The 25,243-nt window shown below is 55.3% G+C and carries 18 protein-coding genes; 10 read left to right on the top strand and 8 right to left on the bottom strand.

Annotated features, from left to right (window positions below; all coding sequences use genetic code 11):
• Positions 1-17 precede the first annotated feature (17 nt).
• The 3 genes from VGM48_RS11720 to VGM48_RS11710 are packed head-to-tail and all read right to left on the bottom strand — an operon-like array spanning position 18 to position 5,218.
• Complete coding sequence (locus tag VGM48_RS11720) at positions 18-2,483, bottom strand: AsmA-like C-terminal region-containing protein (protein ID WP_331579250.1); 2,466 nt, start codon at positions 2,481-2,483, stop codon at positions 18-20.
• Positions 2,484-2,485: 2 nt separating this feature from the next.
• Positions 2,486-4,717, bottom strand: coding sequence for a transferrin receptor-like dimerization domain-containing protein (locus VGM48_RS11715; protein WP_331579248.1), 2,232 nt, complete (start codon positions 4,715-4,717; stop codon positions 2,486-2,488).
• Positions 4,718-4,729: 12 nt separating this feature from the next.
• Complete coding sequence (locus VGM48_RS11710; protein WP_331579246.1) at positions 4,730-5,218, bottom strand: methylglyoxal synthase; 489 nt, start codon at positions 5,216-5,218, stop codon at positions 4,730-4,732.
• Between the two features lie 159 nt (positions 5,219-5,377).
• Here VGM48_RS11710 and VGM48_RS11705 point away from each other — a divergent pair, with 159 nt between their 5' ends.
• The gene (locus tag VGM48_RS11705) at positions 5,378-5,962 is read left to right on the top strand and encodes a T9SS type A sorting domain-containing protein (protein ID WP_331579244.1); all 585 of its coding nucleotides are present in this window, start codon (positions 5,378-5,380) and stop codon (positions 5,960-5,962) included.
• A gap of 303 nt (positions 5,963-6,265) precedes the next feature.
• Here the strand turns inward: VGM48_RS11705 and recA are convergent, their stop codons facing one another.
• Positions 6,266-7,267, bottom strand: a complete 1,002-nt coding sequence (recA, locus tag VGM48_RS11700; RefSeq protein WP_331579242.1) for a recombinase RecA — start codon at positions 7,265-7,267, stop codon at positions 6,266-6,268.
• Positions 7,268-7,440: 173 nt separating this feature from the next.
• On the opposite strand from recA, the gene VGM48_RS11695 reads away from it, so the two are divergent.
• The 6 genes from VGM48_RS11695 to VGM48_RS11670 all read left to right on the top strand — a co-directional run bounded on the left by VGM48_RS11695 (position 7,441) and on the right by VGM48_RS11670 (position 13,391).
• Positions 7,441-8,004 (top strand): sigma-70 family RNA polymerase sigma factor, encoded by a 564-nt coding sequence (locus VGM48_RS11695; protein ID WP_331579241.1) that lies wholly within the window; start codon positions 7,441-7,443, stop codon positions 8,002-8,004.
• Positions 7,973-8,704 carry a hypothetical protein gene (locus VGM48_RS11690; RefSeq protein WP_331579239.1) on the top strand — a complete coding sequence of 244 codons (732 nt, stop codon included), beginning with the start codon at positions 7,973-7,975 and terminating at the stop codon, positions 8,702-8,704. Before VGM48_RS11695 ends, VGM48_RS11690 begins: the two co-directional genes overlap by 32 nt.
• 2 nt (positions 8,705-8,706) lie before the next feature.
• On the top strand, positions 8,707-9,816 hold the full coding sequence (locus VGM48_RS11685) for a hypothetical protein (protein WP_331579237.1): 1,110 nt from the start codon (positions 8,707-8,709) through the stop codon (positions 9,814-9,816).
• 322 nt (positions 9,817-10,138) lie between these two features.
• Positions 10,139-10,405: a hypothetical protein gene (locus tag VGM48_RS11680; protein ID WP_331579235.1), complete on the top strand. Its 267-nt coding sequence runs from the start codon at positions 10,139-10,141 to the stop codon at positions 10,403-10,405.
• 3 nt (positions 10,406-10,408) lie between these two features.
• Positions 10,409-10,960, top strand: a complete 552-nt coding sequence (locus VGM48_RS11675; protein WP_331579233.1) for an OmpA family protein — start codon at positions 10,409-10,411, stop codon at positions 10,958-10,960.
• A gap of 67 nt (positions 10,961-11,027) precedes the next feature.
• Positions 11,028-13,391 (top strand): ATP-binding protein, encoded by a 2,364-nt coding sequence (locus VGM48_RS11670; protein WP_331579231.1) that lies wholly within the window; start codon positions 11,028-11,030, stop codon positions 13,389-13,391.
• Here VGM48_RS11670 and VGM48_RS11665 read toward each other — a convergent pair.
• Positions 13,388-14,983, bottom strand: coding sequence for a Na+/H+ antiporter (locus VGM48_RS11665; protein ID WP_331579229.1), 1,596 nt, complete (start codon positions 14,981-14,983; stop codon positions 13,388-13,390). The genes VGM48_RS11670 and VGM48_RS11665 overlap by 4 nt on opposite strands.
• 49 nt (positions 14,984-15,032) lie before the next feature.
• On the opposite strand from VGM48_RS11665, the gene VGM48_RS11660 reads away from it, so the two are divergent.
• Positions 15,033-15,524 (top strand): META domain-containing protein, encoded by a 492-nt coding sequence (locus tag VGM48_RS11660; RefSeq protein WP_331579227.1) that lies wholly within the window; start codon positions 15,033-15,035, stop codon positions 15,522-15,524.
• A 104-nt stretch (positions 15,525-15,628) separates the two neighbouring features.
• On the opposite strand, the gene VGM48_RS11655 is transcribed toward VGM48_RS11660, so the two are convergent.
• A complete protein-coding gene (locus tag VGM48_RS11655) occupies positions 15,629-15,994 on the bottom strand; it encodes a hypothetical protein (RefSeq protein ID WP_331579225.1) in 366 nt (121 codons plus the stop codon).
• Between the two features lie 86 nt (positions 15,995-16,080).
• On the opposite strand from VGM48_RS11655, the gene VGM48_RS11650 reads away from it, so the two are divergent.
• Positions 16,081-16,239, top strand: a complete 159-nt coding sequence (locus VGM48_RS11650) for a hypothetical protein (protein WP_325590382.1) — start codon at positions 16,081-16,083, stop codon at positions 16,237-16,239.
• On the opposite strand, the gene VGM48_RS11645 is transcribed toward VGM48_RS11650, so the two are convergent.
• Together VGM48_RS11645 and VGM48_RS11640 are read right to left on the bottom strand one after the other, a co-directional pair.
• A complete protein-coding gene (locus VGM48_RS11645) occupies positions 16,236-21,563 on the bottom strand; it encodes an AAA domain-containing protein (protein WP_331579220.1) in 5,328 nt (1,775 codons plus the stop codon). The genes VGM48_RS11650 and VGM48_RS11645 overlap by 4 nt on opposite strands.
• A gap of 20 nt (positions 21,564-21,583) precedes the next feature.
• A complete protein-coding gene (locus VGM48_RS11640) occupies positions 21,584-22,732 on the bottom strand; it encodes a peptidase M48 (protein WP_331579218.1) in 1,149 nt (382 codons plus the stop codon).
• 37 nt (positions 22,733-22,769) lie between these two features.
• Here VGM48_RS11640 and VGM48_RS11635 point away from each other — a divergent pair, with 37 nt between their 5' ends.
• Positions 22,770-25,118, top strand: coding sequence for an ATP-dependent helicase (locus VGM48_RS11635; RefSeq protein WP_331579216.1), 2,349 nt, complete (start codon positions 22,770-22,772; stop codon positions 25,116-25,118).
• The last annotated feature ends 125 nt before the right edge of the window (positions 25,119-25,243 follow it).

Here is a 25,243-nt window from a genome sequence, read left to right as displayed (position 1 = left end):
TTACGATTTTACCCGGCTCACCGGGCCGCCCGATGTTTTGCTTTTTTAAGCGCTTTTTTAAATGGGTCCCAGGTGATCTTCAATTTCCCGTCATCACCTCTTCGGGCGCGCAGCCGGACGCTCACGCCGGCCTTGCTGTCGTTGCCCCTGCTATCCGGGGGGATGTTCTGGTTCTCATTTTTGGAGAGATTGCTGAGCGGGATCTGAAGACTCATATCGGGTCCGGTCTTTAGATCATAGAGACCCTCGGCATAGAGGATAAAAGCGGTGGAGCGAATTTCCATCCGCTGAAAGGTCAGGGTGGTGGAGTCCAGGTCGAAATGATTTTTCAGATCGGCGAAACGGATCGCGGAGAGGTCTTTTTTCTTCAGCACGGTCGACTTTATTTTTTCGATCGGCTCAAAGTCCACCAGCTGGCCGCCTTCGATAGCAAAATCCACCGTTCCTTTCAGGCTATTGGCAACCATCTTTGCTTTTTCGGTCATTGCGCCGTCGAGCCGGATATCGGCCGAAAGAAGGCCTTTCAGGTTTTTGCCGGTAACGGCGTCCTGGCCGAAGTCGTTGAAGGCGGCGAAGAGCTTTGGCAGATCGACCCGGTTGAGATGGGATTCGAGTGTGACGAAGTTGTGGTCGCCGCCGCCGTTGCGGCTAAGCCGCGCTCTCAGGTCGATGGAACCGGCACCCTGTTGGATGGTGAGCCGGTTGAGTTTTATCTCGTGGTCGTCAAATACCAGATCGGCGTTGGCATGTGCCCCGGAGAACTTCCTGTACCGCAGGTCACCCGCCTCTATCCCCACATGGATCGCGCCCTCTTTGAGCAGCCGGTCGATGCGGGAGAAGCTCGCGGCAAACGGACTGTTTTTATTTCGGGCGGTGCTGCCCGGTGCCGCCCTGCCCACGAGGGCCGTCCAATCTTCCAGGTCAAGATGCGGCGCGGTGAGGTTGAAGTCCATGCCGACATTTTCCGCGTTCCGGTCCAGGAGGGCGACAAGATTCTTCGCCACCCCTTTTACAAGAACTGGCGTGTTGCCGGCGCGGATATTCAACTGTTCAATGAGCAGGTCCTGGTCTTTGAAAAGCAGCCGGCCTTTTCCGTTGGTCAGGCGAAAAGAGTAGGGCAGATAGGTCAGTGCGGCGGAATCGAGGTCGAGCAAGCCGTTGACGACGGTTCCCGCGGTATCGTTCTCGGAAAGCGGGCCCTTGTAATAAAGGTTCATGTTACCGGTACCGCCCATAAATCGCAGGGTCTGGCTTCCGGTGAGATCGTTCAGCCGGTCGAGGGGGAACCGGGAATGCAGGTCGCAGGCCACCCGCGGGTATTTTAGATTGGTGATCGTGATGGTGTCGGCGTGCAGCGGAAGCTCCTGCAGGCGGCCGGAAAAGTTGAGGAAGCGCAGGGCGGAATTCTCGTCCTCGCGTTTTTGACCCCGCTGCCATTCATTGGTGAAGCTGCCTTTAAAGGACACGTCCGTAAAGCGACCCGCGGGGGTCAGTAGGCTGCCGTTGTCCAGATTGATCCGTACCTGGATCTGTGGAGTTCGATCCTCCGCGGAGCCCGCGTCCAGCTGGGCGTGGATACTTACCGGTTTGTCGATATCGTAGATGTCCAGTTTCTGCTGGATGTTTGGCGTCAGCAGGGCCGTCGCCTGCCGGTAAGCGATATTGTCCGTTTCTATCTTCAGAAGGAAAGGGTCGGGAATGACGGTGGGGAAGAACCGGCCGCTAAAGACAAAAGGGTGTCCGTCGATAGCCACCCTTGCCTCGCTGAACTGGATGATCTTGCTGGCCGTGTTATAGTCCACCGCAAAATCTCCCGACAGTTCTTTTTCTTTTATAAAGCTGCCCTTTTCTGTGTTGAAGGTAAAGCTGTTGACGACCATGCCGGTGTTGACGTGAAGCCGGAGAAGGCGGTTGTCTCTTTTGATACTGCAATGCAGCTTACGGATATCGAGATCGAAGATCTTGTGCTTATCCTGCCGCTCCATTACCCAGCGAATATCGGTGAGCCCGATGTCGGGCGGATCGGCGGGCTTGTCGTTCTTGTCCTCCTTGCCGGGTTTTTGGTTGCGCAGCATATAGGTGTTGGAGTAACCGGTGCTGTCGGTATAGAAATAGATCTGGCCATGTTCAAGATCCATTTCCCCCAGCTGTACCCGGCGGCTGAGGAGGCTTTTGAACAGGTTGCAGGAGATATAGGCATCGGTCACCTTTAACAGATCGTGATGATGTTGGGCCCAGGCGCTGTCGCGCAGCGAGACATCCGAAAGCCGGGCGGTAATGTTGGGGAAATGCCGAAAGAAGGCAAGGTCCAGCTTGCCGATGCGGACATCGCCGCCAATCCGGTCCTGCAGGGCGACCCTTGCTTTTTCCAGTAACGCTGCTTTGTTGAGAAGCGCGTAGCCGATGAGGCCCAGCCATACAAGCAATAGCAGGCCCACAAAGGAGCCTGCTATTCGGATCAGATATCGTAGAGGTTTTGTCAAGGCTATTCTTTCAGGAAGATGCCGTTTAAATAAACGGCGAACTTCTTCAGCACGGCAGCGTCGATCGCGATCTGCTGCTGGGCTTCGGCAAAGTTGCGTTGCTCGATCGCTTCCCGGATGCCTGGCAGGGTCTTTACTCCGTAGCCGGTATAAAAGCCGGGGGCGTAGATGGAATGCCGGTACCAGGGACGGCGGGGAAGCCCGTTATCAGATAGCAATTGTTGTTCCGCGCGATAGAGCGCCTCGTTGACGGCTTGTAACCGGGCATCGCTCAGCTTTGATTTTGCCAGGGTATCGGCGAGGTGTTTTGTCGCTTGCCCGACCATGTTGAGCGCGTTTTGAAGCGGGGAGAAATCCAGGAAGGGAACCTCGGTCTTGCTGACGGGCGCCAGTAGGTGCCTGGCCGTATCCGTGGCATTGGCGTAGTCGTGGTCTTTTATCAGCTGATTGGTTAGGGTCGTCGTCTCGCGGAGCTGGTCGGTCTGGGTCATCAGATCGGTGGCATAGCCGTTAATGGTATTGTACAATACGCGAAAATCGAAGGGGAGGAGGTTGGCGTCCGCCATGCGCAACGTCGAACGACCGGCTGTTTTAGCCAGGGCTACGCCATATTGGAAGCTGGGATCCTTAAAGCGGCGGTAATCGTCATAGCTATCGTAGATGGAATGGTATTCCCCGCCGGCCGATTCCCCGCCATAACCGAAGTCGAGGCAGGGGATGCCCAGGTGCTGGAGAAAGGACGAGTAGTCGGAACCCGAGCCCATTGCGCCGATGCTGATCGTTTTCTTCTGGAAAAGTTCTTTTTTCAGGCGACCCGACTCCGCGGCGTTTACGAGATCGCGGGCGTGGCGACGATCGATGACGGAGAGACCCGTCTCGGGGTCGATGACGTCGCGGGCCACTTCGTTGACAAAGGGTTCGAGGCCATGGGAGCCTTCGGCCCCCAGATAGCCGCGGCTATTGCCATCGGAATTGATATAGACCACGGCTTTTTGCTGGAGCTCGGTCGCATGGGTCTCGGCCCATTCGGTCGAACCGATGAGGCCGGGTTCTTCCCCGTCCCAGGCGCAATAGACGATGGTCCGCTTCGGTTTCCAGCCGGTCTTGCGCAGTTCGGCCAGTCCGCGGGCTTCTTCCAGCATCGCGGATTGGCCGCTGATGGGGTCGCCCGCGCCATTTACCCAGGCGTCGTGGTGGTTGCCGCGGATCACCCATTCATCGGGCCATACGCTGCCGGGCATTTTGGCGATGACGTCGGTAACCGGTTTCATATCCCAGTTGAAAGCCACTTTGAGATGAACCTGGGTCTTGCCGGCACCTACATGATAGGTAAACGGCAGGGCGCCGCGCCAGTCTTCCGGTGCAACGGGTCCATCCAGCGCCCGCAGCAGGGGTTCGGCGTCATGATAGCTGATGGGAAGGACGGGTATTTTGAGCAGGACGGCCGCGTCCTTGCGATCGAGGCGCTTGGCATCTTTTGTTGCACCTACGCCCGGAGTGAGCGGGTCGCCTGGATAGATCGGCATGTCCATGATGGAACCGCGTTGTACGCCGTATTCGCTCTTAAAGGCGCCTTTTGGATAGACCTCACCATCATAGTAACCGTCGTCTTTGGGGTCGGAGTAGATCAGGCAGCCGATGGCGCCGTGTTCCTGGGCCACTTTTGGCTTGATGCCGCGCCAGGAACGACCATATTTTGCGATGACGATCTTTCCTTTTACGGAGATACCCATTCTTTCGAGGCGATCGTAGTCGTCGGGAATCCCATAATTGACAAACACCAGTTCGGCGGTGACATCCCCGTCCGGCGACCAACAGTTATACGTAGGTAGTTGCTCGCTGGTCTGACCCGAGGTGCGGTCTTCCTTTAACGCGGGTTCGGAAAGCGTGGCTTTGAAATGGCTGGGCGCGGTCATCTCCAACAGCCGTTCTTTCGGCGTTGGGAAGAGTACGGAGAAGGTCTCTGTCTGGACATCATAGCCCCAGCTTTTGAACTTATTATAGATATAGTCGACGACCGCTTTGTCCCCGGGTGAGCCGACATGATGGGGGCGGGAGGACATGATACGGATGCCGCTGTCGACGTTGGCGGCGCGGAGATAACCGTCGAAGCTCGACTCCAGCTGGATTTCCTGTTTGGCTTCGGCTTCGTTGAATCCCGAGAGGCTGCGGGACTGGGACTGGGCAAGCGTGGACGCCAGCAGGAGGGTGCCGGCAAGAAATTGTTTTCTCATGTGTGTTTATAGTTATTGTTTGGGTGATAGATTGGAGTTATCGGGCTTGTCAAGACGCCGGGTGTATTGGGTATAGTCGGGAATGATGACCTCATAGTCGGCGAACATCAGGGGTGAGGTGAGCATGAAGTCGGCGGTGGCGCGGTCGCACGCGAAGGGGATGTTCCAGGTCACGGCGAGACGGAGAAGGGCCTTTATATCCGGGTCGTGCGGCTGAGCTTCCATGGGGTCCCAGAAGAAGATCAGGACGTCGAGCTTTCCTTCCGCGATCCGCGATCCGATCTGCTGGTCGCCGCCGAGCGGGCCGCTGAGGAATTTGCTGACGGGCTGGCCGAGGGCTGTTTCTACGAGACTGCCCGTCGTGCCGGTGCCGAAGAGCTGATGTTTGCTCAAGGCCTTTTTGTTATAGACGGCCCATTCGATGAGTTCGCTTTTCTTGTTATCGTGGGCCACAAGCGCGATGCGTTTGGTGCCGGTCATTTTCCTCACGGGGATTTGCATATACGAAGCAGTTTTGATCGTGCATTGAAGATACCTTCTTTAAGAATACTATAACAACTCACAAAAAATTTTGATGGCCGCGAATCGTTTTAATCATCAGGCATGGAATTTGTTACGCTCTCCGCCCTCGGTTGTTGATTACTTACTGATCCAACGGCAATGAAAAAAAGAACCTGTCTCTCGTTGATGGCTATTGTTCTTTGCTGCACCTGCCAGGCGCAACATGGGCCGGTTATAAATTTCACTGCTGCGTTGAAGGAGACGGGCCGGTCGGTTTGGTTGCAATGGGATGCCGACAGTGCGCTGGAGGGAGATTACTTCATCGTAGAACGAGGACAGGATACTAATCATTTTGAGACCATCGGCGCGTTACGGTCCACGGGTACAGGGGGGCATTATGAGCTGACGGACCAGGCGCCGCCCAACGGCGCCAATTTCTACCGCGTCAAATATTCGGGCCGCAAGGATTCTGCCTTCTATTCAAAGACGATGCAACTAAGTCTCTCCACAGATGTCGATTTCAAATTCTACCCCAATCCGGTCGACAAGGTTTTTATCGTGCGAACAGAGCACAGTCTGGACCTCCAAATCCTTGACGCTTCCGGCAATATCCGAATAAGTAAACGGTTACAACCTGGAATACAGGTGATTAACGTGGGCGCCCTGGAGCAAGGGGTCTATATTCTCCGAGTAACTGATAAAGAAAGCAATAGAGCGATTTCCGAGCAATTGGTTAAGAATTAAAATAGCCTTAAAAAAAATATTACCTGAAAATGGTATTGCAGATTTGATTTTATTCCTATACCTTTATCTTGGTTTTTCATAGGATATTGGATTTTAAAACGGGGTTGAATTTCTATTCAGACCCCTTTTTTATTTTTAGCCATAGTAGATTGAGCCATACGTACTTATACGCACGCCTTGCGCTCAATCTTCCGGGCGCTTCCCCGGCGCAGCAAAAGGCCGCCAAAATAAAGAGGGCCCCGATGGAGATCGGAGCCCGTATACTTACTAAACCAATTTAAATAAAAACTTCCGGCAGCTGTATTAGCTGGCTTGCATTTCCTTTACTTTTTCCCGGATCTTTTTCTCGATCTCGGTCGCCAGTTCGGGATTATCATGCAGCAGTTGTTTTACGGTATCGCGGCCCTGGCCGAGTTTGTCGGTTCCGTAGCTGAACCAGCTACCACTTTTTTGTACGATACCCAGTTCCACCCCCATGTCGACGATCTCGCCCATTTTTGAGATGCCTTCGCCAAAGACGATGTCGAATTCAGCGGCGCGGAAGGGCGGAGCAACCTTGTTCTTCACCACTTTTACTTTTACCCGGTTGCCGACTGCTTCATCGCCGTCCTTTATCTGCGCCATGCGCCGGATGTCGAGGCGGACGGAGGCGTAGAATTTAAGGGCGTTACCACCGGTGGTTGTTTCGGGGTTGCCGAACATGACACCGATCTTTTCGCGAAGCTGGTTGATGAAGATACAGATGGTATTTGTTTTGCTGATGGTAGCCGTCAGCTTTCTGAGTGCCTGTGACATGAGGCGCGCCTGCAAACCCATTTTGCTGTCGCCCATTTCGCCTTCGAGCTCACCCTTGGGGACAAGCGCAGCGACGGAGTCGATGACCACAACGTCGAGTGCGCCGGAGAGGATGAGGCGGTCGGCGATCTCGAGCGCCTGCTCGCCGTAGTCCGGCTGAGAGATGAGCAGGTTATCTATATCGACGCCCAGCTTTTGAGCATAGGCGCTGTCGAAAGCATGTTCTGCGTCGATGATCGCACACATGCCGCCCTTTTTCTGGGCTTCTGCGATGATATGAGTGGCGACGGTCGTCTTACCAGAAGATTCGGGGCCATAGATCTCCACTACTCTTCCCTTCGGCAGACCTCCGACACCAAGGGCGATATCCAGACCGATTGAACCGGTGGATATGACCTCCATGGGGTCCTGGCTTTTTTCGTTCATCATCATCACACTTCCCTTCCCGAAATCCTTGTCTATCTTGTCCATCGTCAACTTTAAAGCCTTGAGCTTCTCTGTGTTTGACATAATCGTTATTTTTTTAGTTCCCCCAAATGTATTGATTCAGCAAAGCTAGGATAAATTAATTATACACACTAACAAACTTAGTATTTTTTCACTAATATTTTTGGCTCCGGGGCAAAAATTAAAATTTTCCCGGGCAACGCATTGTTCGTAAACTGCATTTAGGAGTAGACCGGATGAACATACCCGAACAGATACAGGACGCCCGAAGCGGGAACGCGGCAGCGCAGAAGGCGCTTTTCGATCATTTGGCCGATCCGATGATGGCGCTTTGCTGCAGGTATCTGAAAAGCCGGCAGGACGCGGAGGAGGTGCTGCTGGACGGTTTTTATAAGTTCTTTTCACATTTGAAGGAATTCCGGTATCAGGGGGAGGCGGCGTTGCATGCCTGGATCAAGCGCATCATGGTCAATGAATGTCTGATGTTCCTTCGCCGCCGCCATGCTTTTCTGGTGGTCCCGGAGATGACGGCGGACGAGGTTTCCACGCCGGTGGAACCGCTGGCCGATCTCTCGGCCGCGGAGATCTTCGACCTGATCGTCCAGCTGCCGGTAGGCTACCGGACCGTATTCAACCTCCACGTGATCGAGGGGATGGAGCACCGGGAGATCGCAAAGGTCCTGGGTATCGCCGAGGGGACGTCGAAGTCGCAGCTCAGCAAGGCCCGGGTACTGTTACAAAAAATGCTATTGCAAAAGGGGATAAACTATGTCAAACGAGTCCAACGAAATTCCCAGTGAACGGACACCCGATGCCTTTGCCGCCTGGCGACATAAGCTTGCGCAGCCGGAAGCGCTCCCTGAACAGGGGCTCACCGACAAGGATGCCGCCTGGGATAAGCTGTTCGAGCGGTTGGGCGAGAAGCCGCCCCGGCCGCTCTTCGGCTATCGGGCCGTCGCCGCCTGTATCCTGATCCTGCTGATCCCCGCCGCCCGGTTGTTCCAGGACCGGACTACCGGCGGAAAAGACCGGCCGGTGGCGGAAAAGATGCGCCCGGCGCCGATGCAAGCAACCCCGGGCGTGTTGCCGACGCGGCAAGGGCCTGCCCCCCTGCCCCCGGCTAAAATGCTAAAGCCCCGGACAAGACCCGCGGCCGCCCCGGCGCCCACCACACCCGGGCAACCGGCGACCATCGCACCCGGGCAGCTGGCGACCATCACACTGCAACCGGCGACCATCACGGCGCAGCCGGCGAGCGTCGCGCCGCCGCCGGTAACCGCCCGGCCGTCAAAGCCGGCGCCCAAAAAACAGTGGAAGGTGGTCGATTGGAACGAACTGGACCCCGGCGGACCCCGGCCGCATCAAATGGCCGCCAACCGGCAGCCTTCGCTTCTGCGCATCGGCCTGGGATTGGGGAATACCGGTCCCGGAGAAAGTACGTCGTCCTCCCGGGAGGATGAAAGCCGGCTGAAACTAAATCTTACCACCCAAAATCGCTAGACATGTTCTTAAAAACGGTCGCCCTGCTCGGCGCTTCGCTGAGCCTGGCAGCATCCCTCTGTGCCCAACGCAATAACCCGGTGCGGACCGCGGATGATCAGTTTTTCGATCTCCCGCACTACTCCATTGAAAAAGCCTTTCATATCGATCTTAGCAAGGGCAACTACCTCGAGGTGGAGCTGGTGGACGGTTCCCAGCTCAGCCGTTTCCAGAACATCGATTCCCTGCTCCTCGTTTTTTTGAGTGACATGAAGCCGTTCAAAGACTCGCTTTCCGACCCGCTGTCCGGCAAACGCGTCGACTATCGCGTCGATACCGCGGGTCATAAAATGGTCCGGATCCGGGAGACCCGGTCGCCGGGAACCACCTTCCTGCTTGGCGAGAACGACCCCAGCCTTCTCCGGCTGCGTCAGGATACCGTATATATTATGCTGGCGGAAAGAAAGAACCGGTTCAACCGGCTTACCGTCATCCTCAACCGGTATAGCGATCTGGAAAACTGGATCGCCACGGGACTCAATACAAAAATGCAGGAGATGGGCATCAAAAAGAACAACACCTGGGCTGGAGACTGGAACCCCCGTCCAGGCAAGCCGGCTTATCTCAGGCAGGACCCCTCCATTACCCTCAAGGACGATTCCATCTATTCCGACAGCCACACCCATGACTATCTGGAGCTCGATGCCATCGTCGGTTTGCAGAACTACAAAAACTATCTGACGCCGTCGGTCGACCTCGGCGTAACGATCGGGCTCCGCCGAAAGGACTACGTAAATCAATTCGGGCTCTACTGGGAGCCCCTGTTCCTCTTTGGCGCCGACAGCCGGGGCCGGTTGCGGACCTATCGCAACGACCTGCTCGTCTTCCACTATGCCTTCGACGTCGCCGGGACTTTAAAAGACCCGCTGGCACCCGTCGGACTCAATACGAATATCTCCCTCGGCTACTTTATCCGGCGGAGCGGGGATTATTTCGAAAGGGACAGCTGGCGGCTGACGGCCGGCGAGATCAAATTCCGCGGGAATCGCATCGTCTTACAGCCTTGTATCTATTTTAGCAACATCTTTAAAAATGTAACGCCCGGGCTCAGACTTTGCTATAAGGCCTTTTAGCAAAGGCTTTCAGCAAAGGGCTTTCAGCGGCAAAACGATAGCTCCCGGGAGCCAATAGCCCCCCTGTTTTGTCCCATTGCGCGGGCCACTTTGAAAATATGGGGATCACAACCGGTGAATTTGGCATCAAATTCGCCTATTTTTTGCTACAACAGATTATCTTTTATTAGTTTGTTGGGTTATCTTTGACACCATTATTCTTCTCTGATGGCAGCAGTAACACGCACGGCATGCACAGAAGGGGATAATTATTTTTTAAAAAAAAGATATTACTATGATGAAGCTTAAACAAACTTTGCTTTTTACTGCCTTTTCTGTGTTTATGTTCTCATGCGTCAGCTCGAAGAAATTTAAGGCTGCGCAGGCAAAGATCGACTCCTTAACCGCTGCCAACGCCAAATTAGCCGGCGACCTGAAGAACTGTAACGACCTGACTGCCGACGACGCCAACAAGCGTACCGCCCTGCAGAATCAGCTCGATGCCCTCAACAAACAGATCGACTTCCTGAAACAAAACCACGACGTAACCCTCAAGCAACTGCAAGATCTTTCTGTTATCTCCAACTCTCAGGCGGAAAGCATCAAATAATCTTTGGATAATATCGGCGCAAAGGATTCTTATATCCAGAACCTCCAGGCCGAACTGGCTCACAAAGACTCCCTCAACATGGCCCTCGTGATGAACCTGAAAGGCGCGATCGGCAACATGGATGACAAGGACATCAACATCAAGGTCGACAAGGGGGTCATCTATATCGATATCTCCGACAAGCTGCTGTTCAAGAGCGGCCGTTATGAAGTCACCGATGCCGCCAAGACCGTTCTCGGCAAGGTCGCTACCGTCCTGAAGGCTCAGCCCGACATCGAGTTCATGGTCGAAGGTCATACCGACAACAAGAACTACTCCCGCCCGCCCTATATGCTGGACAACTGGGATCTTAGCGTGAAACGCGCTACCTCCGTCGTTCGCATCCTGCAGAAACAATATGGCCTCGATCCGGCCCATATCACTGCTGCCGGCCGTGGCGAATATGTACCTGTTGCCGCCAATGACACGGAAGAAGGTCGCGCCGCTAACCGCCGCACCCGTATCGTGATCCTGCCGCAACTGGATCAGTTCTTCAAGCTCCTCGAAAAGAAATAAGGACTTCCATAAAATAAAAAAGCGGCCGTCTGACAAGACGGCCGCTTTTTTTTCGTTTTCGCCTTGTATGAAAGGTTTGCGGAGAATAGTCGTCGTACCGGTTCTGCTTATTTGCGGTCTTTTGAGTCTTTCCGGCTTCGCCCAGGAGCCTGTCGCCAAGAAAGGCATCATCGATCTGCGGAATGCCGATCTGTTTGACAACGAATTGAAGATCAGTGGAGAATGGGCATTCTACTGGAACCGGCTCCTGACTCCCGACAGCCTTTCCGCCGCCGCTCCCGACTATGTTCCCTTCCCGGTCCTGTGGAAGGACCTCCGGCTTCATGGCCAGCCCGTCCCTTCCCAGGGATATGCTACCTACCGGCTGACCGTCCTTCTACCCGCCAAAAGACCCAGGATCGGCCTTGAGATCCACCATGTTTACAGCGCCTACAAGCTTTTTGCGAACGGGGTTGTCGTAGCGCAGAATGGCCAACCGGCGACAACACGGGAAAATGGCACCCCTTTTTGGGTAAGCCGGACCGTCGCCCTGGCGCCCGGAGAATCGGATACCCTTGTCCTCGTAATGCAGGTGGCCAATTTCTGGCATGCGCGCGGCGGCCCCTTCAAGGATATCCTCATCGGTGATAAAGACGAGCTGTTTTTGAAGAAGAACCAGGATGCCGCCTATGATTTTGCGCTGACGGGCTGTATGTTGATGGGCGGACTCTTTTTCCTGGGGCTGTATGCTTTTGGACGCAAAGACAAAACGATCCTTTACTTTTCGCTGTTCTGCATCGTCTTCAGCTACCGGATGGTAGGAACGAATAACTACTCCCTCCATTCACTGTTCACGCATCTGGATTGGTTTATCACCGTTCGCATCGAGTACCTGACCCTGTCGTTGGGCATTGCCCTGTTTTCCGTCTACACCCGGAACCTCTATCCACAGGATGCCCATCCCGTCGTGATGAAGTTGATGGTCGGGTTTTGTCTCTGTTTTTCGGCGGCCGTCCTTCTAACGCCTACGATCATCTTCACCCGGTTTCTCATCTTCTTCCTCGGGATCATGTTCGCATTCATCGCCTATGCGGAGTATGTCTATCTCCGCGCTGCCCGCAACCACCGCAGCGGCTCGCTCTTCGCGCTGCTGAGCACGGCCATCATGCTGCTCATCTTCCTGCTGACCAACCTGCATTATTTTGGCTTTATCCCCGATCTGCGCCTGGTGCTTTTCATTTGCTATCTCTCTTTTTTCTTCCTGCAATCCCTGGCGCTGTCCCATCGGTTTGCCCACAATTTTCGCCAGGCGGCCGATCAGGCGCAGCAAGGCCTCCGGGCAAAATCGGAATTCCTTTCCACTATGTCCCATGAGATCCGGACGCCGCTGAACGCCGTTATCGGGATGACGCATCTCCTGCTTCGCAACGATCCGCGACCCGATCAGGAAAGCGATCTGGATGTCTTGATGTTCTCGGCCAATAACCTGCTGAGCATCGTCAATAATATTCTCGATTATAATAAGATCGAAGAAGGCAAGATCAGCATCGAGCAGATCCCGCTCGACCTGCCGGCCATCGCCCGAAACATCGTGGCGGGACTGCAAACTGCCGCGGGTGAAAAAGGGATCAGCCTGTTGCTTGACGTCGACGACCGGCTCGACGGCATGCTCATCGGCGACCCGACCCGGACAAGCCAGGTGATCAACAATCTTGTCCACAACGCGATCAAGTTCACAAAGGACGGTTCGGTGCGGGTATCCCTCCTCGTTCAGGAGGCGACAGGAGAGGCCATGACCGTTACCGTCAGCGTCGAGGATACCGGCATCGGCATCTCGCCCGAAAAACAACAAATGATCTTCGACCGGTTTACCCAGGCGGACTCTTCCACCTCCCGCAGCTATGGCGGCACCGGTCTTGGTCTGGCCATCTCAAAACGGATCCTGGAATTACAGGGGGTCGAACTGCGGGTGAAAAGCGAACCGGGAAAAGGATCCTGCTTTTTTTACACCCAGACCTTCCCGCTCAGCGACGAGGTTAAAATAGACGGCAGGACGGATCGGGCCATCGGGGGTCACGAACTTCCGCTGCGCGATATTTCCCTCTTGCTGGTGGAAGACAATCCGCTGAATGTGCTTGTTGCGCAGACCATGCTGGAGAATAATGGAGCTACGGTGGATGTCGCGACCAATGGCGTGGAGGCGGTTGAACGGCTCGATTCGAGCCGTCATCAGCTGATCCTGATGGATCTTCATATGCCCGTAATGGATGGCTATGAGGCGACGACCCTTCTGCGGCAACGCGGGGAAACCCTTCCCATCATCGCGTTGACGGCCAGCATGCCAAAAGAAGTGGAGAGCGAAGCCTTTGCCGCCGGGCTCAACGGCGTCATCGTAAAACCCTTTAATCCCGAAGAGCTCTACCGGGTCATCCTGCAGCAGCTGAGACCCTAGCGACGGTAACGCGCCTCTTCGAGGTCGAGTTCAGTTTCCTTGTTCCGCAACACCTCTTCTGAATACTCATTTTGCCGGCGCATCCGGGCAAGTTCCTGCCGCTGGATATCCACCAGTTCGATCAACAACTTCCGGTATTGCGGCAGGAACCGCGCAGTCTTTCCCATCTCCTCTTCCTCATGTTTCAGCCGGCTGCTGGTGATAGCCGCCATCCGTTCGTACCGGCTCTTCAGCCGTGTGAATGCTTCGATGGAGCCGGCTTCATTCGGATAGTGGGTATTGATATGATCGACGATCGCGTTGGCCATCCGAAGCCGGATCGAGAGCCGTTCTTCTTCCGTGTTCTCTTTTGTTTCCACCTTTAGCCACCGGATGATTATCGGCAGGCTCAATCCCTGCAGCACAAGCGTCGACAGGATGACGCAAAAAGTGATAAAGAGGATCATGTCGCGATGGGGAAACGCCGCACCGCCGGGCAGGGTGATGGGAATGGCCAATGCCGATGCCAGGGAGACGACACCCCGCATTCCCGCCCAGCCGATCACAAATATCGGGCGCCAGCCCGGGTTGGGCTCCCGCAGCCTGATCCGCTTGCTGAACATCCGCGGACAAAACGCCCCGGGGTAGACCCAGAGCAGCCGTACCACGATCGTCAGCAGGCTGATGAGGACACCATAACCGATGGCTGAGCCCAGGCTGTATTCGCCTAAGCCCTGCACTATACTCGGCAGCTGCAGCCCGATGAGGATGAACACCACGCCGTTGAGAAGGAACACAATGACGTTCCAGACGCTTTGATTCTGTAGCCGGGATTCATAGCTGAAGATATCGGGACTCCGGTAGCTGAGAAAAAGTCCGCCGCTGACGACGGCCAATACGCCGGAATAATGAAAATGTTCCGCGACGATATACATCAGGTAGGGACAGATCAGGGAAATAGCGGTGTCGATACTCGAAGTGGTGGGCAGCCAGCGATAGATGGCATAGGCGATTTGCCCGATGACCAGCCCGATCAGGATGCCCATGACCACCACCAGCAGGAAATCCAGACCCGCCCGCCAGAACACGAATTTCCCCGTCAGGACCGCGGCCATCGCAAAGCGAAAAACGATAAGGCTGGAGGCGTCATTGACGAGACTCTCGCCTTCCAGGATGTCGACCACTCTTTTGGGGACCTTCAGGTTCTGGAATACGCTGGTGGCGGCCACCGCATCGGGGGGAGAGATGATACCCCCCAACAGGAACCCCAGTGCCAGGGAGAACTCCGGGATCAGAGAGTGACTGAAATAGGCCACGGCAAAGGCCGTACAAAACACCAACCCGATGCCCAATAACCCGATCGGCCGTCGAAACTTCCAGAAGTCATGCCAGGAGGTGGACCAGGCAGCGGAAAAAAGAAGCGGCGGCAGGAAGATGATAAAGATGATGTCGGGGTCCAGCTGGATCTTCGGAATACCCGGGACCAGGCTGATCAGCAGTCCCGCGATCACCAGGAAGATCGGATAGGGGATACGCAGCTTTTGGCTGAGCATGGCCAGCATGGAGACAATTAAAAGGAGCGAGACGATCAGTAAAAGGCTGTCCTTAACCATGATTGTAAAGTAGGCATAATTTTTCCATAGTATCTACAAACACTATAATATGAAACTCATCGCTGTCACCGTCAGTCTGGCCTTCCTGGCCTGCCAGTCACCTGCAAGCGGCCCGTCTGCGCACAAAGGCGATTCCGTTGTGCCCGCTGCCGCCGTTACAAAGGGGCCGCCCGATTCCACGACCCTGGGAGGCAGCTGGTTTCTTCAGCCGGTGCTGGCCGCCGACACGGCTTCCGGCAAGACGCCAATCCTTCAGCTGGACCTCAACAAATCACGATTTACGGGGAATACGGGTTGCAACACGATGCGGGGTCAGTTTTGGTACAGCGGCAAGGACAGCAGCCTCTCCTTCAGCGACAAGATCATCACGACAAAGATAGCCTGCCCGGGGTATAACGAACCGGCTTTTATGAAGAGCCTGAAAAGCGCCACGCACTACCGGCTTCGTAACGGAGTCATGACCCTGCTTTCCGATGACCGAACCGAACTCTCCCGCTGGATGCGGAAACCGGCGACAGCACCCAAGGCGTTAAAGGCCTAAAGAGCCGGGAATGGGCCAGCCGCTGATCGATGTGTATGGCGAAGAGTTTTACGTAGCCTGAGGCCTGGCGCAAAGGACCTCGCGCCAGAGACCTCGCGTGCGGGTCAGGAGCGATAATAGCCTTCGGGATCGGCTAGCACCTTTTTCCACTGCCGTTGATGGCTCTCCTGCCATTTCCTGTCAGGATGCACCGCCCAGTTCACTCGCGTTAATTGTTCCCGAACGAATTCCCGTTGCTCGGGGTGCACAAACAACGGATGCCAGTAATACCATTTCGGGTCTGTCGTCAGGTTCTTCCAAAACGCGTCGAAGCTGACATACCAGGTGTCGAAGACCGTGACCTCATCGGTGAGGGGATCGATCTGGCTGTGATTATAAAGAAAGGCCGCCTCACCCTTCCCGTCGATGACCCGGTAGAGACTGCCGCCGCTGTCCTCGGTGCTGATATCTAAGTAGAGTTCTTTTGCCATATCGGATAGACTTTCTCGGGTAAAATTCCGTTAATATTGAGTAACTTCATACCTGCTTATTAACAATCAGAAAAAATTCAATATATATGGCACTCATCCCCAACAATAAGAAAAAGAAAGACGGCAAACAATTGGCCGGTCCCAAGAGCAATATCCCTGGCTTTCCTGCTCCAAAAGGAAAGGCCAACAGCAAAGGGGTGAAGAGCAATACCCGGCTTACAGGCGGTTCGCAGCGTGGCTCCTAAGCCGGCCGGAACCCTTTTTCCAGCTGTTCCTTTTCCTGTCTCTCCAGTTCCGTTCGCGCGGATTGTTCGTCGGCGAAGGTCTTTAGCTTTGTCTGGCCGCGGGTATCTGTTTTCCCCCACCGGACGATCAGCTTATTGACGTCCGTTGCCGCTTCCCAGAAGAGACTGGAATTACCATCCGCCGACACCAATCTGCGAAAGGAAAGATGATCATAGGGGCCCGGGGTATTCGCCTCCGGCGTCAGCGGCAGCAGCGGGGCCGGGGTCTCTGTTGTGGGTTCGACCGTGGGTCGCGGCGTCTCTTCCTTCAGGGCTTTTATGATCTGATCCATCACTTTTTGCGGCTGGTGCAGCCAGTCCTTTGCGTAGACGGGAAGCACCTTCCAGCCGAAACTCCGCAGGATGGCGGGCCGCTGATAATATTGTTCGATCAGGTTCTCGTTGCGGTAATGCCCCTCATCATCGATCAACAGTGCCAATGCATATTCCTCATCCTCCGCATGCCGTTTCACGGCGAGGCTGCATTTGAAGTCCGACTGGCCGATCGGCCCGGCTACGGTATAGCCGAGGGCGGTGATCTGGTCTTTCAGCTGACGCCGGATGACCGTTGGGGCGATCCGCGCCTCTTCGCCGGTCTTGTTGGGAACCAGGCTATCGAGGATCGTTCTTGCCATTGCCATCTTCCCGGTGCTGACCCCTTCCGCATACTGTAGAAAGCGACGCAGGTAATTGGCGCCTTCGTTGTATTCATTGGTGATCTGATCATACCGGATGCTGCTGACCACCGCCATATGTTTACGGGCACGGCTGAACAGAACATTCAGCCGCTTTTCTCCGCCCTTCTTGTTGATGGGACCAAAATTCATCAGCATCCGATGCCGGCTGTCGGGACCATAACAAACACTCATAATAATGATGTCCCGTTCGTCGCCCTGGATATTTTCCAGGTTTTTGATGATCAGGCCGGCATATTGATCGTTCTCGGTTCGGTTATACGCTTCTTCCAGCAGTTGTTCGAATTCGGCATCTTCGCCCGCCAGCCTGTCGAGAGCCCCTTCGATGTGGTGCTGCTGTTCCTGGCTGAATGCGACGATTCCAATGCTTTCGGGTGTCTTGCGCCGCAACAACTCCCGGATCAGCCGGGCGATATAGTCGGCTTCGGCCGGGTTGCTGCGTTTTTCATAGGTGCTGTTCGTCAGCAGGTGATAGCTGATGCTCCGGTCGAAAAGGCTGTTCACCTGTTCGGCGGCATCGGCCGGTGATTCGATGCGGATAGCCGGTTTTTCGGCAGGATGGATCGTCCGGTCGGGAATGGTCAGCAGCGCCCCTTCATAGAACGCATGATTGCTAAAGCTGATAAGCGTTTCGTAGTGGCTGCGATAGTGCCAGCTCAGCAGGGTGCTTTCCAGTTTACGGGCGCCCTGCGCCAGCAGGCTGTCGGCATCGTCCGCCAACCAGTCCTCATCGCCATCCGCGCTTTTGTCGAGATCGTCCGGGTCAAGGGATTTCGATCCGGCGCTAAAGAAATCCGTCGGCGGCATCTGCTTCTCATCCCCCACGATAATCGTCTGCCGGGCCCGGTATAACGCCGGCACGCCCTCTTCCAGCGTGATCTGACTGGCTTCGTCGAAGATGACTACGTCGAAATGGGAATCGTCCATGGGCAGACTGTCGCTGACACTATAAGGACTCATCAGCCATACCGGCTTTATGGCCTTTAAAACCCCGCCGCTTTCTTTTTCCGAGAGCTCCCGGATGCTTTTATAGCGCATGGTCTTTCCAAACTCATTCTCCAGGATCTTCCGGCCTTCCGTGAAGGTCTTTTTAAACTTCTTTTGTTCTTCGTTCAACTGGCCGGCCGGTTTTCCCGCGAGGTCCAGCTGTTGCAGGAAACGTTGCCGGACAAAAGCGCGGATCAGTTCCGCGTTCAGTTCCTGAAGCCGCATATAGCCGTTCCCGAATTGCAAAACAGCCTTTTCAAGCGTCTGGGCATCGGTATTGGCGAAGCTGCGGTGAGCCTGGTACAGCTGGTGAAGGGCGCGTTTTGCGATAGCGGCTTCGGTTTGTTTCATTCGCAACGGCAGGCGCCGGAGGCTGGTCTTTACGCTGCCGGGAAGTCCGGTAAAGGCCCGCAGTGCAGGCAGCCAGTCGCGCAGACTGTCGGCGTTGAGCCGGATATTGACCAGCTCGTCGCGGGTCTCGGCCAGACTTCCGGTGGGAAGCTCGTGCAGACATCGCGTCAGCCGGGTCTCCAGGCGGCTGATCGGTTGCTGAAGGGCCTGTAAGGAAACGACCAGGGCGGCGCCATCCGGCCGCTGCATCAGGTAGTCGAGCTCGGGGTGTCCCTTCCTGCCCTGCAGCAGGTCGATGCTCAGACCTGCCGTATCGATATGCTGATCCAGCTGGTAGCGCAGCTGCAATTGTTGCCGCACCTGTTCAAGCTGGTGAGCCGCCGCGTACTCGGTCTGCAGTGCTTCGAGTATCTGATGATAGGAAGGCTTCACGCCCGGGTGTGCGGTGAAGTCATAGCTCTCCTGCAGCCGGTGCCTTAACCTGCGCCACGAACCGTTCAACAGGCTGAAGAAGGCCCCTTCCTGTTTGTTCGTCAGGGCCAGCGCAGCCCCGAGATCTGCTTCGGAGATCTTCTGTTTCCAATGAATATTCTGTTGTTGCGCGGCCTGATAAGCGTCCTGCTGCCGGCGGTAGGCTTCGAGCTGCCGCTTCCATTCTTTCGACTCCGGCCGGTCAGGGTCGGCCAGCGCCATATTACCGGTCAGCGCCAGCGGATACAGGAGAACGGCAAACTGTACCAGGTTCTTCAACCGTTCGGCCTCCTGCAAATGCCGGGGCTCCAGGCGGCAGGCATTCACAAGGGTTTCGATTTCTTCCAGCGACTCCAGCGCCTGGCGTAGGGTTTCGTCAAGGGTGCGGTGCGGGCTATCGGCGAGAAAGATGGTTTCCTGCACCCGGCTGAAAGGGTGCAGAGAGAAGGCGGTGTCCGCGCCGGTCTCTTCGAGCACAGCTTCCAGCTCCGCTACGACCTCCGCGGCCGCGGTCCACTCCATTAAGGAAGGCAGCAGTTCTTCCTGACGGGGATCCAGGTCGACAAGGTCCTGCCGGAGCCCGATGATCTTCTCGATCAACTCTCTACCGGTGATGCCTGTGTCTTTTCCGGATTCGAGCGAGCGGTCATTGAATTCGCGGATCAGCTCCATGTTCCGGTCCATCGCCTGCAGCAGCGATTCGCGCCGGGTTTTCAGTGCGGGGAGGTCCACGCGATGCCCGACAAAATCCTCATAAGTGCTTTTGAGATTCCGGATGAAGTCCCGCTTGTCACCCTGGCTGTCGTGGATATAGCAGCAAAGCTCTTCAAGGCCTACCTGTTTTAACCGGTGGTAGACGACGTCGAGGGCGGCGCGTTTTTCACAGACGAAGAGGATGTTCATTCCCCGGGCGACAAAATCGGCGATCAGGTTGGTGATCGTCTGACTTTTGCCGGTTCCCGGCGGCCCCTGGATGATATAGCTGTGTCCCGCACGGCTCTGGAGGATGGCCTTTGTCTGCGTGGGATCGGCGGTGACGACATGAAACCAGTCGTCGGGCCGGTTGCCCGACCCATTTCCCGCATCGGCGGAGAGTTCCGGCACGACCCGGGGCGCGTTGCTGAAAAGTGCGTCGAAGTTATGATGCCGCAGCTGGCGGTCGATGGCCCAATTATAGTCCTGCACCAGGCTCATCTTCTTGTAGTTGAAATTGCCCAACACCATATTGCAGACATCGAAATCCCAGCTGTAGGGGTTGTTTTCGCTTTCGGCCGGGGGAAAGAGTTCTTTTTCCTGCAAGGGCAGGTCCATGAGATGACCGGCGCGGGCCTTGATCTCCGTGTCGGTCAAGAGCTGGAGAAAGCCGCTCTTTGGCTCGATATACCGGCGGAACAGCTCCAACCCGAGCGGGTTATAGTTGCCCAGGGGATGGCTGTCATCCATCGGATGATCACCGGACCGATTCTCCGGCAGGGGGCGGACCCTCTTGCGATAGTTGGTCACGGTCTGCCGGGCTTCGCTATGGATTTGCCGGATACGCGGGTTGTCGATATGGCGAAGGACGATTCCCTGGTTTGCCTCTTCGATCTGGGCCTTCACCGACTCGTAAAACTTCTCCGGACTCATTTCATCGAGGTCGACCCAGTCGGGGAGCCGGATGCCGTACAACTCTCTCAGCTGGCCGGCCAGCACGGGGTTTACCTCGGCGGCATTGTCCAGCACCTTCAGCACATAATGATCTTCTTTTACTTTTTTGTTTTTCTTCAGACTTACCGGCACCAGCAGCAGCGGACTTTGGATCCGTTCGCCGGGGCTCTCTTTCAGGTTATGCCAGTTCAGAAAAGCAATGACCAGCCGAAGCTGGCTGAATCCATATTCCTGGATATTCCGCTGGGACTCCACGCGCACCGCATCCAGCGACGCAGGCAGATAGCCGTGATCTTCGAAGCGCAGGTATTTGTTCAGCACGATCTCCTTCATACCGGTGATCTTTCCGGCAAGCTCCGGACTCCAGGTGAAGAGCAGTTCGGGCCGGATGCTTTGGTAGTGCAGGACGATCGGAACGCTGCTGACCGTGAGGTTGACAAATCTTGCGTTGGGCTTATAGTACAATAGCCGGTTCCGGCGGCTCACATCAAAAAGGCGGTTTCGAAGTCTGTTCAGGATAAAGGCTTCCCGTTCTTTTATTTCCTGGTGGATCCAGCCGGCCACCTGGCTCAGATCGGTTTGTTTTTCCGGGTCATAGTCCCGGTAATGTTCCAGGCGGGCGATCACATCATAGAGGTCCTGTGATCTGAGGCTTCTGTCCAGCTCGGTCATCTCCGTGATCAGCCGCCCAAGGGTAGGGTGGATGCGGGGATAGTGCAAAGAGGGATTGGTCCGCCCGGAAACGAATTGGCGGAGGTCTTCCTGATCGTAAAGATCGAGACCCATGGCCATACCGGCCAGGATCAGGCCCAGACAGAAGATATCGGTTTGCGGATCATGGTGGCCGGCATGTTGCTCAAAACAGCCGTAGCCGGGCAGATAGGCAGCCTTCGTCCCGACGCGATAGAGGGCATAGGCCGGCGCATGGGCGAGTGTCTCGTCGATGTCCAGAACGCCTTCGGTGACGAAGAGGGCTTCCTCCTTTTCAAAGGCGCCGACCAGTCCGGCTTCATGAAAGCTCAGGACCTCCCGGAAAAGAGGCAGGGCGAAGGCGATAGTATCGTCCGTCGAATAATCACCTTTGTCAAAGGCGGTGGCTAAGAAGCGGGCAAAAGGAATGCGACCTTGTTCCATGCGATCGATTTTCTATAGGTTTATACGGATCGAACATCGTGCCAGGCGGCCAGCGCCGATTGTTTGTATTGCTGCCATTTCTTTTCCCCGAATTGCATTTCCTTTTTGCAGATCGGTTCGAAGACCGCAGCCAGGCGAACTTCTTCGGCAAATGCGATCACCTGCCCCGCCAGCTGGTTTTCCAAAGATGGGTCGGCCAGGGCGAGATCCAGCAGAAGATAGGAAAAATATTCGTGGATACCGGGCTCTGCGTTTTCAAGCGCGGTGATCAGCCGTTCGCGGACGCCGGTATCGGAATTGCCGGGCCAGGACAAACCGGGAAAATATTGCTGTGCCAATCCGAGCACGCCGGCGGTGCGTACCCAATCCGGTTGCAGCAGTTCGAGTAACACCTCCCGGGTGAGGGTGTGAAGCGCCGATTGCGAAAAGACGTCCAGCCGGTGCAGATCGGCCGGGCCTTCGATCATCTTTGCGATGTCGGGGTCCGCCGCTGCGCCCTGATCCTGCCAGAGCCGGATCGCGCGGGCGCGGATAAAATTTTTGGGGTGGGTCGGGGTGGTCGCATTTTCCCCGGGGAGACCCGTTGCGATCTTCGATAACCCGGTGATGATGGGATCGGAATCGCCCAGCACGGCATAGGCGCCGCGGTCACAATAGATCTCCGCATATATTTTGAAAAGCCTGGCGGTCTCGTCGTAAGGCGGTTCGCTGCCGGGGTGATTTGCGATGGCCGTGATGATGCGGTCCACCACCTCCAGTTCTCCGTCGAGAGCCGTGTACAGCCGGATGTGAGTAAGCTCATGAGCAATGACGGCCAGCATTTCGGCGTCGTTCAACTGTTGCCGGATCGGACCGCAAAAAACGAGGTGCGCTTCCTGGTGAAGATAAACGATACCGGCGTTCCACTCGAACTCGTCGGCATCCGCCGCCTGCCAGGCGGTGACGGAGAGTTGACCAAGACCCAACCGGTCAAGGACAAGATCGATCTGTTCATAAACGCCGGGATCGGTTTCCCGCCGCAATGGAGATTTATTCTTTAGTAATTCTGTTTGGAATGCACCCAGCTGTTCTTCCCGGGTATGGGCAGCGGCAAAAAACTCCCAAACGGAAGAATGCTTTTTAAAGTGGTCGCGTACGCTCAGGTGATAAGGTAGAACCTCGGGTAACATAATCACGTAAATCTACGGATTTAAGTAACTTCGCGACATGCCAGATTATATTAGCGGATTGAACGATCCACAGAAAGAAGCGGTATTGCATAAGGATGGCCCGATCATGATCGTTGCGGGTGCCGGAAGCGGTAAAACCAAGGTGCTGACGACCCGTATTGCGCATCTGCTGGCCCAGGGCGTACCCGCCTGGAATATCCTCGCGCTGACGTTCACGAACAAGGCGGCAAAAGAGATGAAAGAACGGGTGGAAAGGATCCTCGGCAACAGCGAAGCCCGCAACTTATATATAGGAACTTTTCACAGTGTGTTTGCCCGGGTGCTCCGGGGAGAAGCGGAGCGGCTGGGTTACCCCCGGAATTTTACCATTTACGATACGGATGATGCTAAAAGCGTCCTGAAGACCGTGATCAACGAGTTGAATCTCGACGACAAGCATTACAAGCCAAATACGGTTTACAATCGCATTTCCCAGGCGAAGAACAGCCTGGTCGGGCCCGTGGAATATGCCAACGATTATGCGATCCAGCAGGAAGATATGCGCAGCAACCGTCCGGCCATCGCCCAGATCTTTGATGCCTACGCGAAGCGGTGTTTTAAGAACGGAGCCATGGATTTTGACGATCTGCTGATCAAGATGTATGAGTTGCTGAAGAACTTCCCCGAGTCGCTGCACAAGTTTCAGCACAAGTTCAAATACATCATGATCGATGAGTACCAGGACACCAATCCCGCGCAGTACGAGATCATCAAATTGCTTGGCGCCGCCCATGAGAATGTCTGTGTCGTTGGCGATGATGCTCAAAGCATCTATAGCTTCCGGGGCGCCACCATCGAGAATATCCTTCAGTTCCAGAAGGATTATGACGATGTTAAAGTGGTGAAGCTGGAGCAGAACTACCGCAGCACGCAAAGTATCCTCAATGTGGCCAACGAGGTCATCCGAAACAACAAGGGACAAATTCCCAAGAACCTGTGGACGGACAATGCGCCCGGGGAAAAGATCCGGCTGGTTAGGATGATGACCGACAATGACGAAGGGAAATTTGTCGCCGACTCCATTCAGGAGCAGCGGCTGCGCAATCATTACAACAACCGCGACTTTGCCATCCTTTACCGGACCAATGCCCAGAGCCGGGCCTTTGAAGAAAGTCTGCGCCGGATGGCGATTCCCTATACGATGTTTGGCGGGGTCAGCTTCTATCAGCGGAAAGAGGTCAAGGACTTTATCGCGTATCTCCGCATCATCGTCAACTCACGTGACGAAGAATCGCTCAAGCGCATCATCAATTATCCTACGCGGGGTATCGGCAAGACGTCGATCGACAGAGCCGTCCTCGCCGCCAACGAGAACAATATCTCCCTTTGGCAAGTGCTGGAAAAGGCCGGGCAGTACGGCTTTAAGGCCGGCACACTCGAGGCGATTGAAAATTTTGTGCTGATGATCAGGAGCTTTGCGTCGATGCTCGAGAAGCAAAATGCTTATGAGGTGGCCGCGCACGTAGGGAAACAGACCAATCTCGTCAAGGAACTGTTCAACGACAAATCCACCGAGGGTCTCGCCCGCTATGAGAACGTGCAGGAATTGCTCAACTCGATCAAGGAATTCACCGAAAGGCCCGATGACGATGGCGTACTGGAGGCCGAGACAAAGGGACTGGGCAACTATTTGCAGCAAATTACGCTGCTGACGGATGCCGACGACAAGGACCCCAATGCCGACACGGTGAAGCTGATGAGCATCCACGCGGCAAAGGGGCTGGAGTTCACCTGCGTATTCGCGGCGGGGTTGGAGGAGATGTTGTTCCCCAATGCCATGGCGATCAATACGCGCGAGGAATTGGAAGAGGAGAGAAGATTGTTCTATGTGGTGATCACCCGGGCCAAGGAGAAACTGTGGATCACCTATGCCAACACGCGGTACCGGTTTGGCAACCTGGTTCAAAATGAACCCAGCCGGTTCATCGAAGAGATCCCTTCGGAATATTTAGACCGCAGTTTTGCCGGCGGCGGCGCCCGCAATCAGGGTTTTGCCGGATCCTCGGGTTCCGCATATGACCGGATGCATGGCGGCGGCTTTGGCGGTAACGCCGCACAGGCGGAAAAAAAGTATGGTCCTCCGCCCACAAAAAAAGACCAGCGTCCATCCTATGTCCCGCCCAAGCCGTATATGAAGACGATCGAGCACAATCCTTCGCCCGATTTTGTGGCAAGCGATACATCGGGTTTGCAGGTTGGACAAAAAGTGGAGCATCAGAAATTCGGATTCGGGGAAGTCGTCGCGATGGAGGGCAGTGCGCACAATCCGATCGCAACCGTCAAGTTCCAGTACAATGGAGAAAAGAAGATCATGCTCAACTTTGCCAAGCTGAGGATCGTTGAATAACCCGGAAAACATCTCCCGCATGGAAAGATTCTCCCGATGGGAAAAGATGGGAGGGGTTTTACTGCAGTGAAGTAAAAAATGCCTTCTTGGCACTCGCGGAAACCCGGCGCAGTTATGGGTTTTAA

Source organism: Puia sp. (genome assembly GCF_036500295.1).
Lineage (GTDB): Bacteria > Bacteroidota > Bacteroidia > Chitinophagales > Chitinophagaceae > Puia.
The sequence above is the reverse complement of the archived record's forward strand: the minus strand, read 5'-3'. Positions and strand labels throughout refer to the sequence as shown.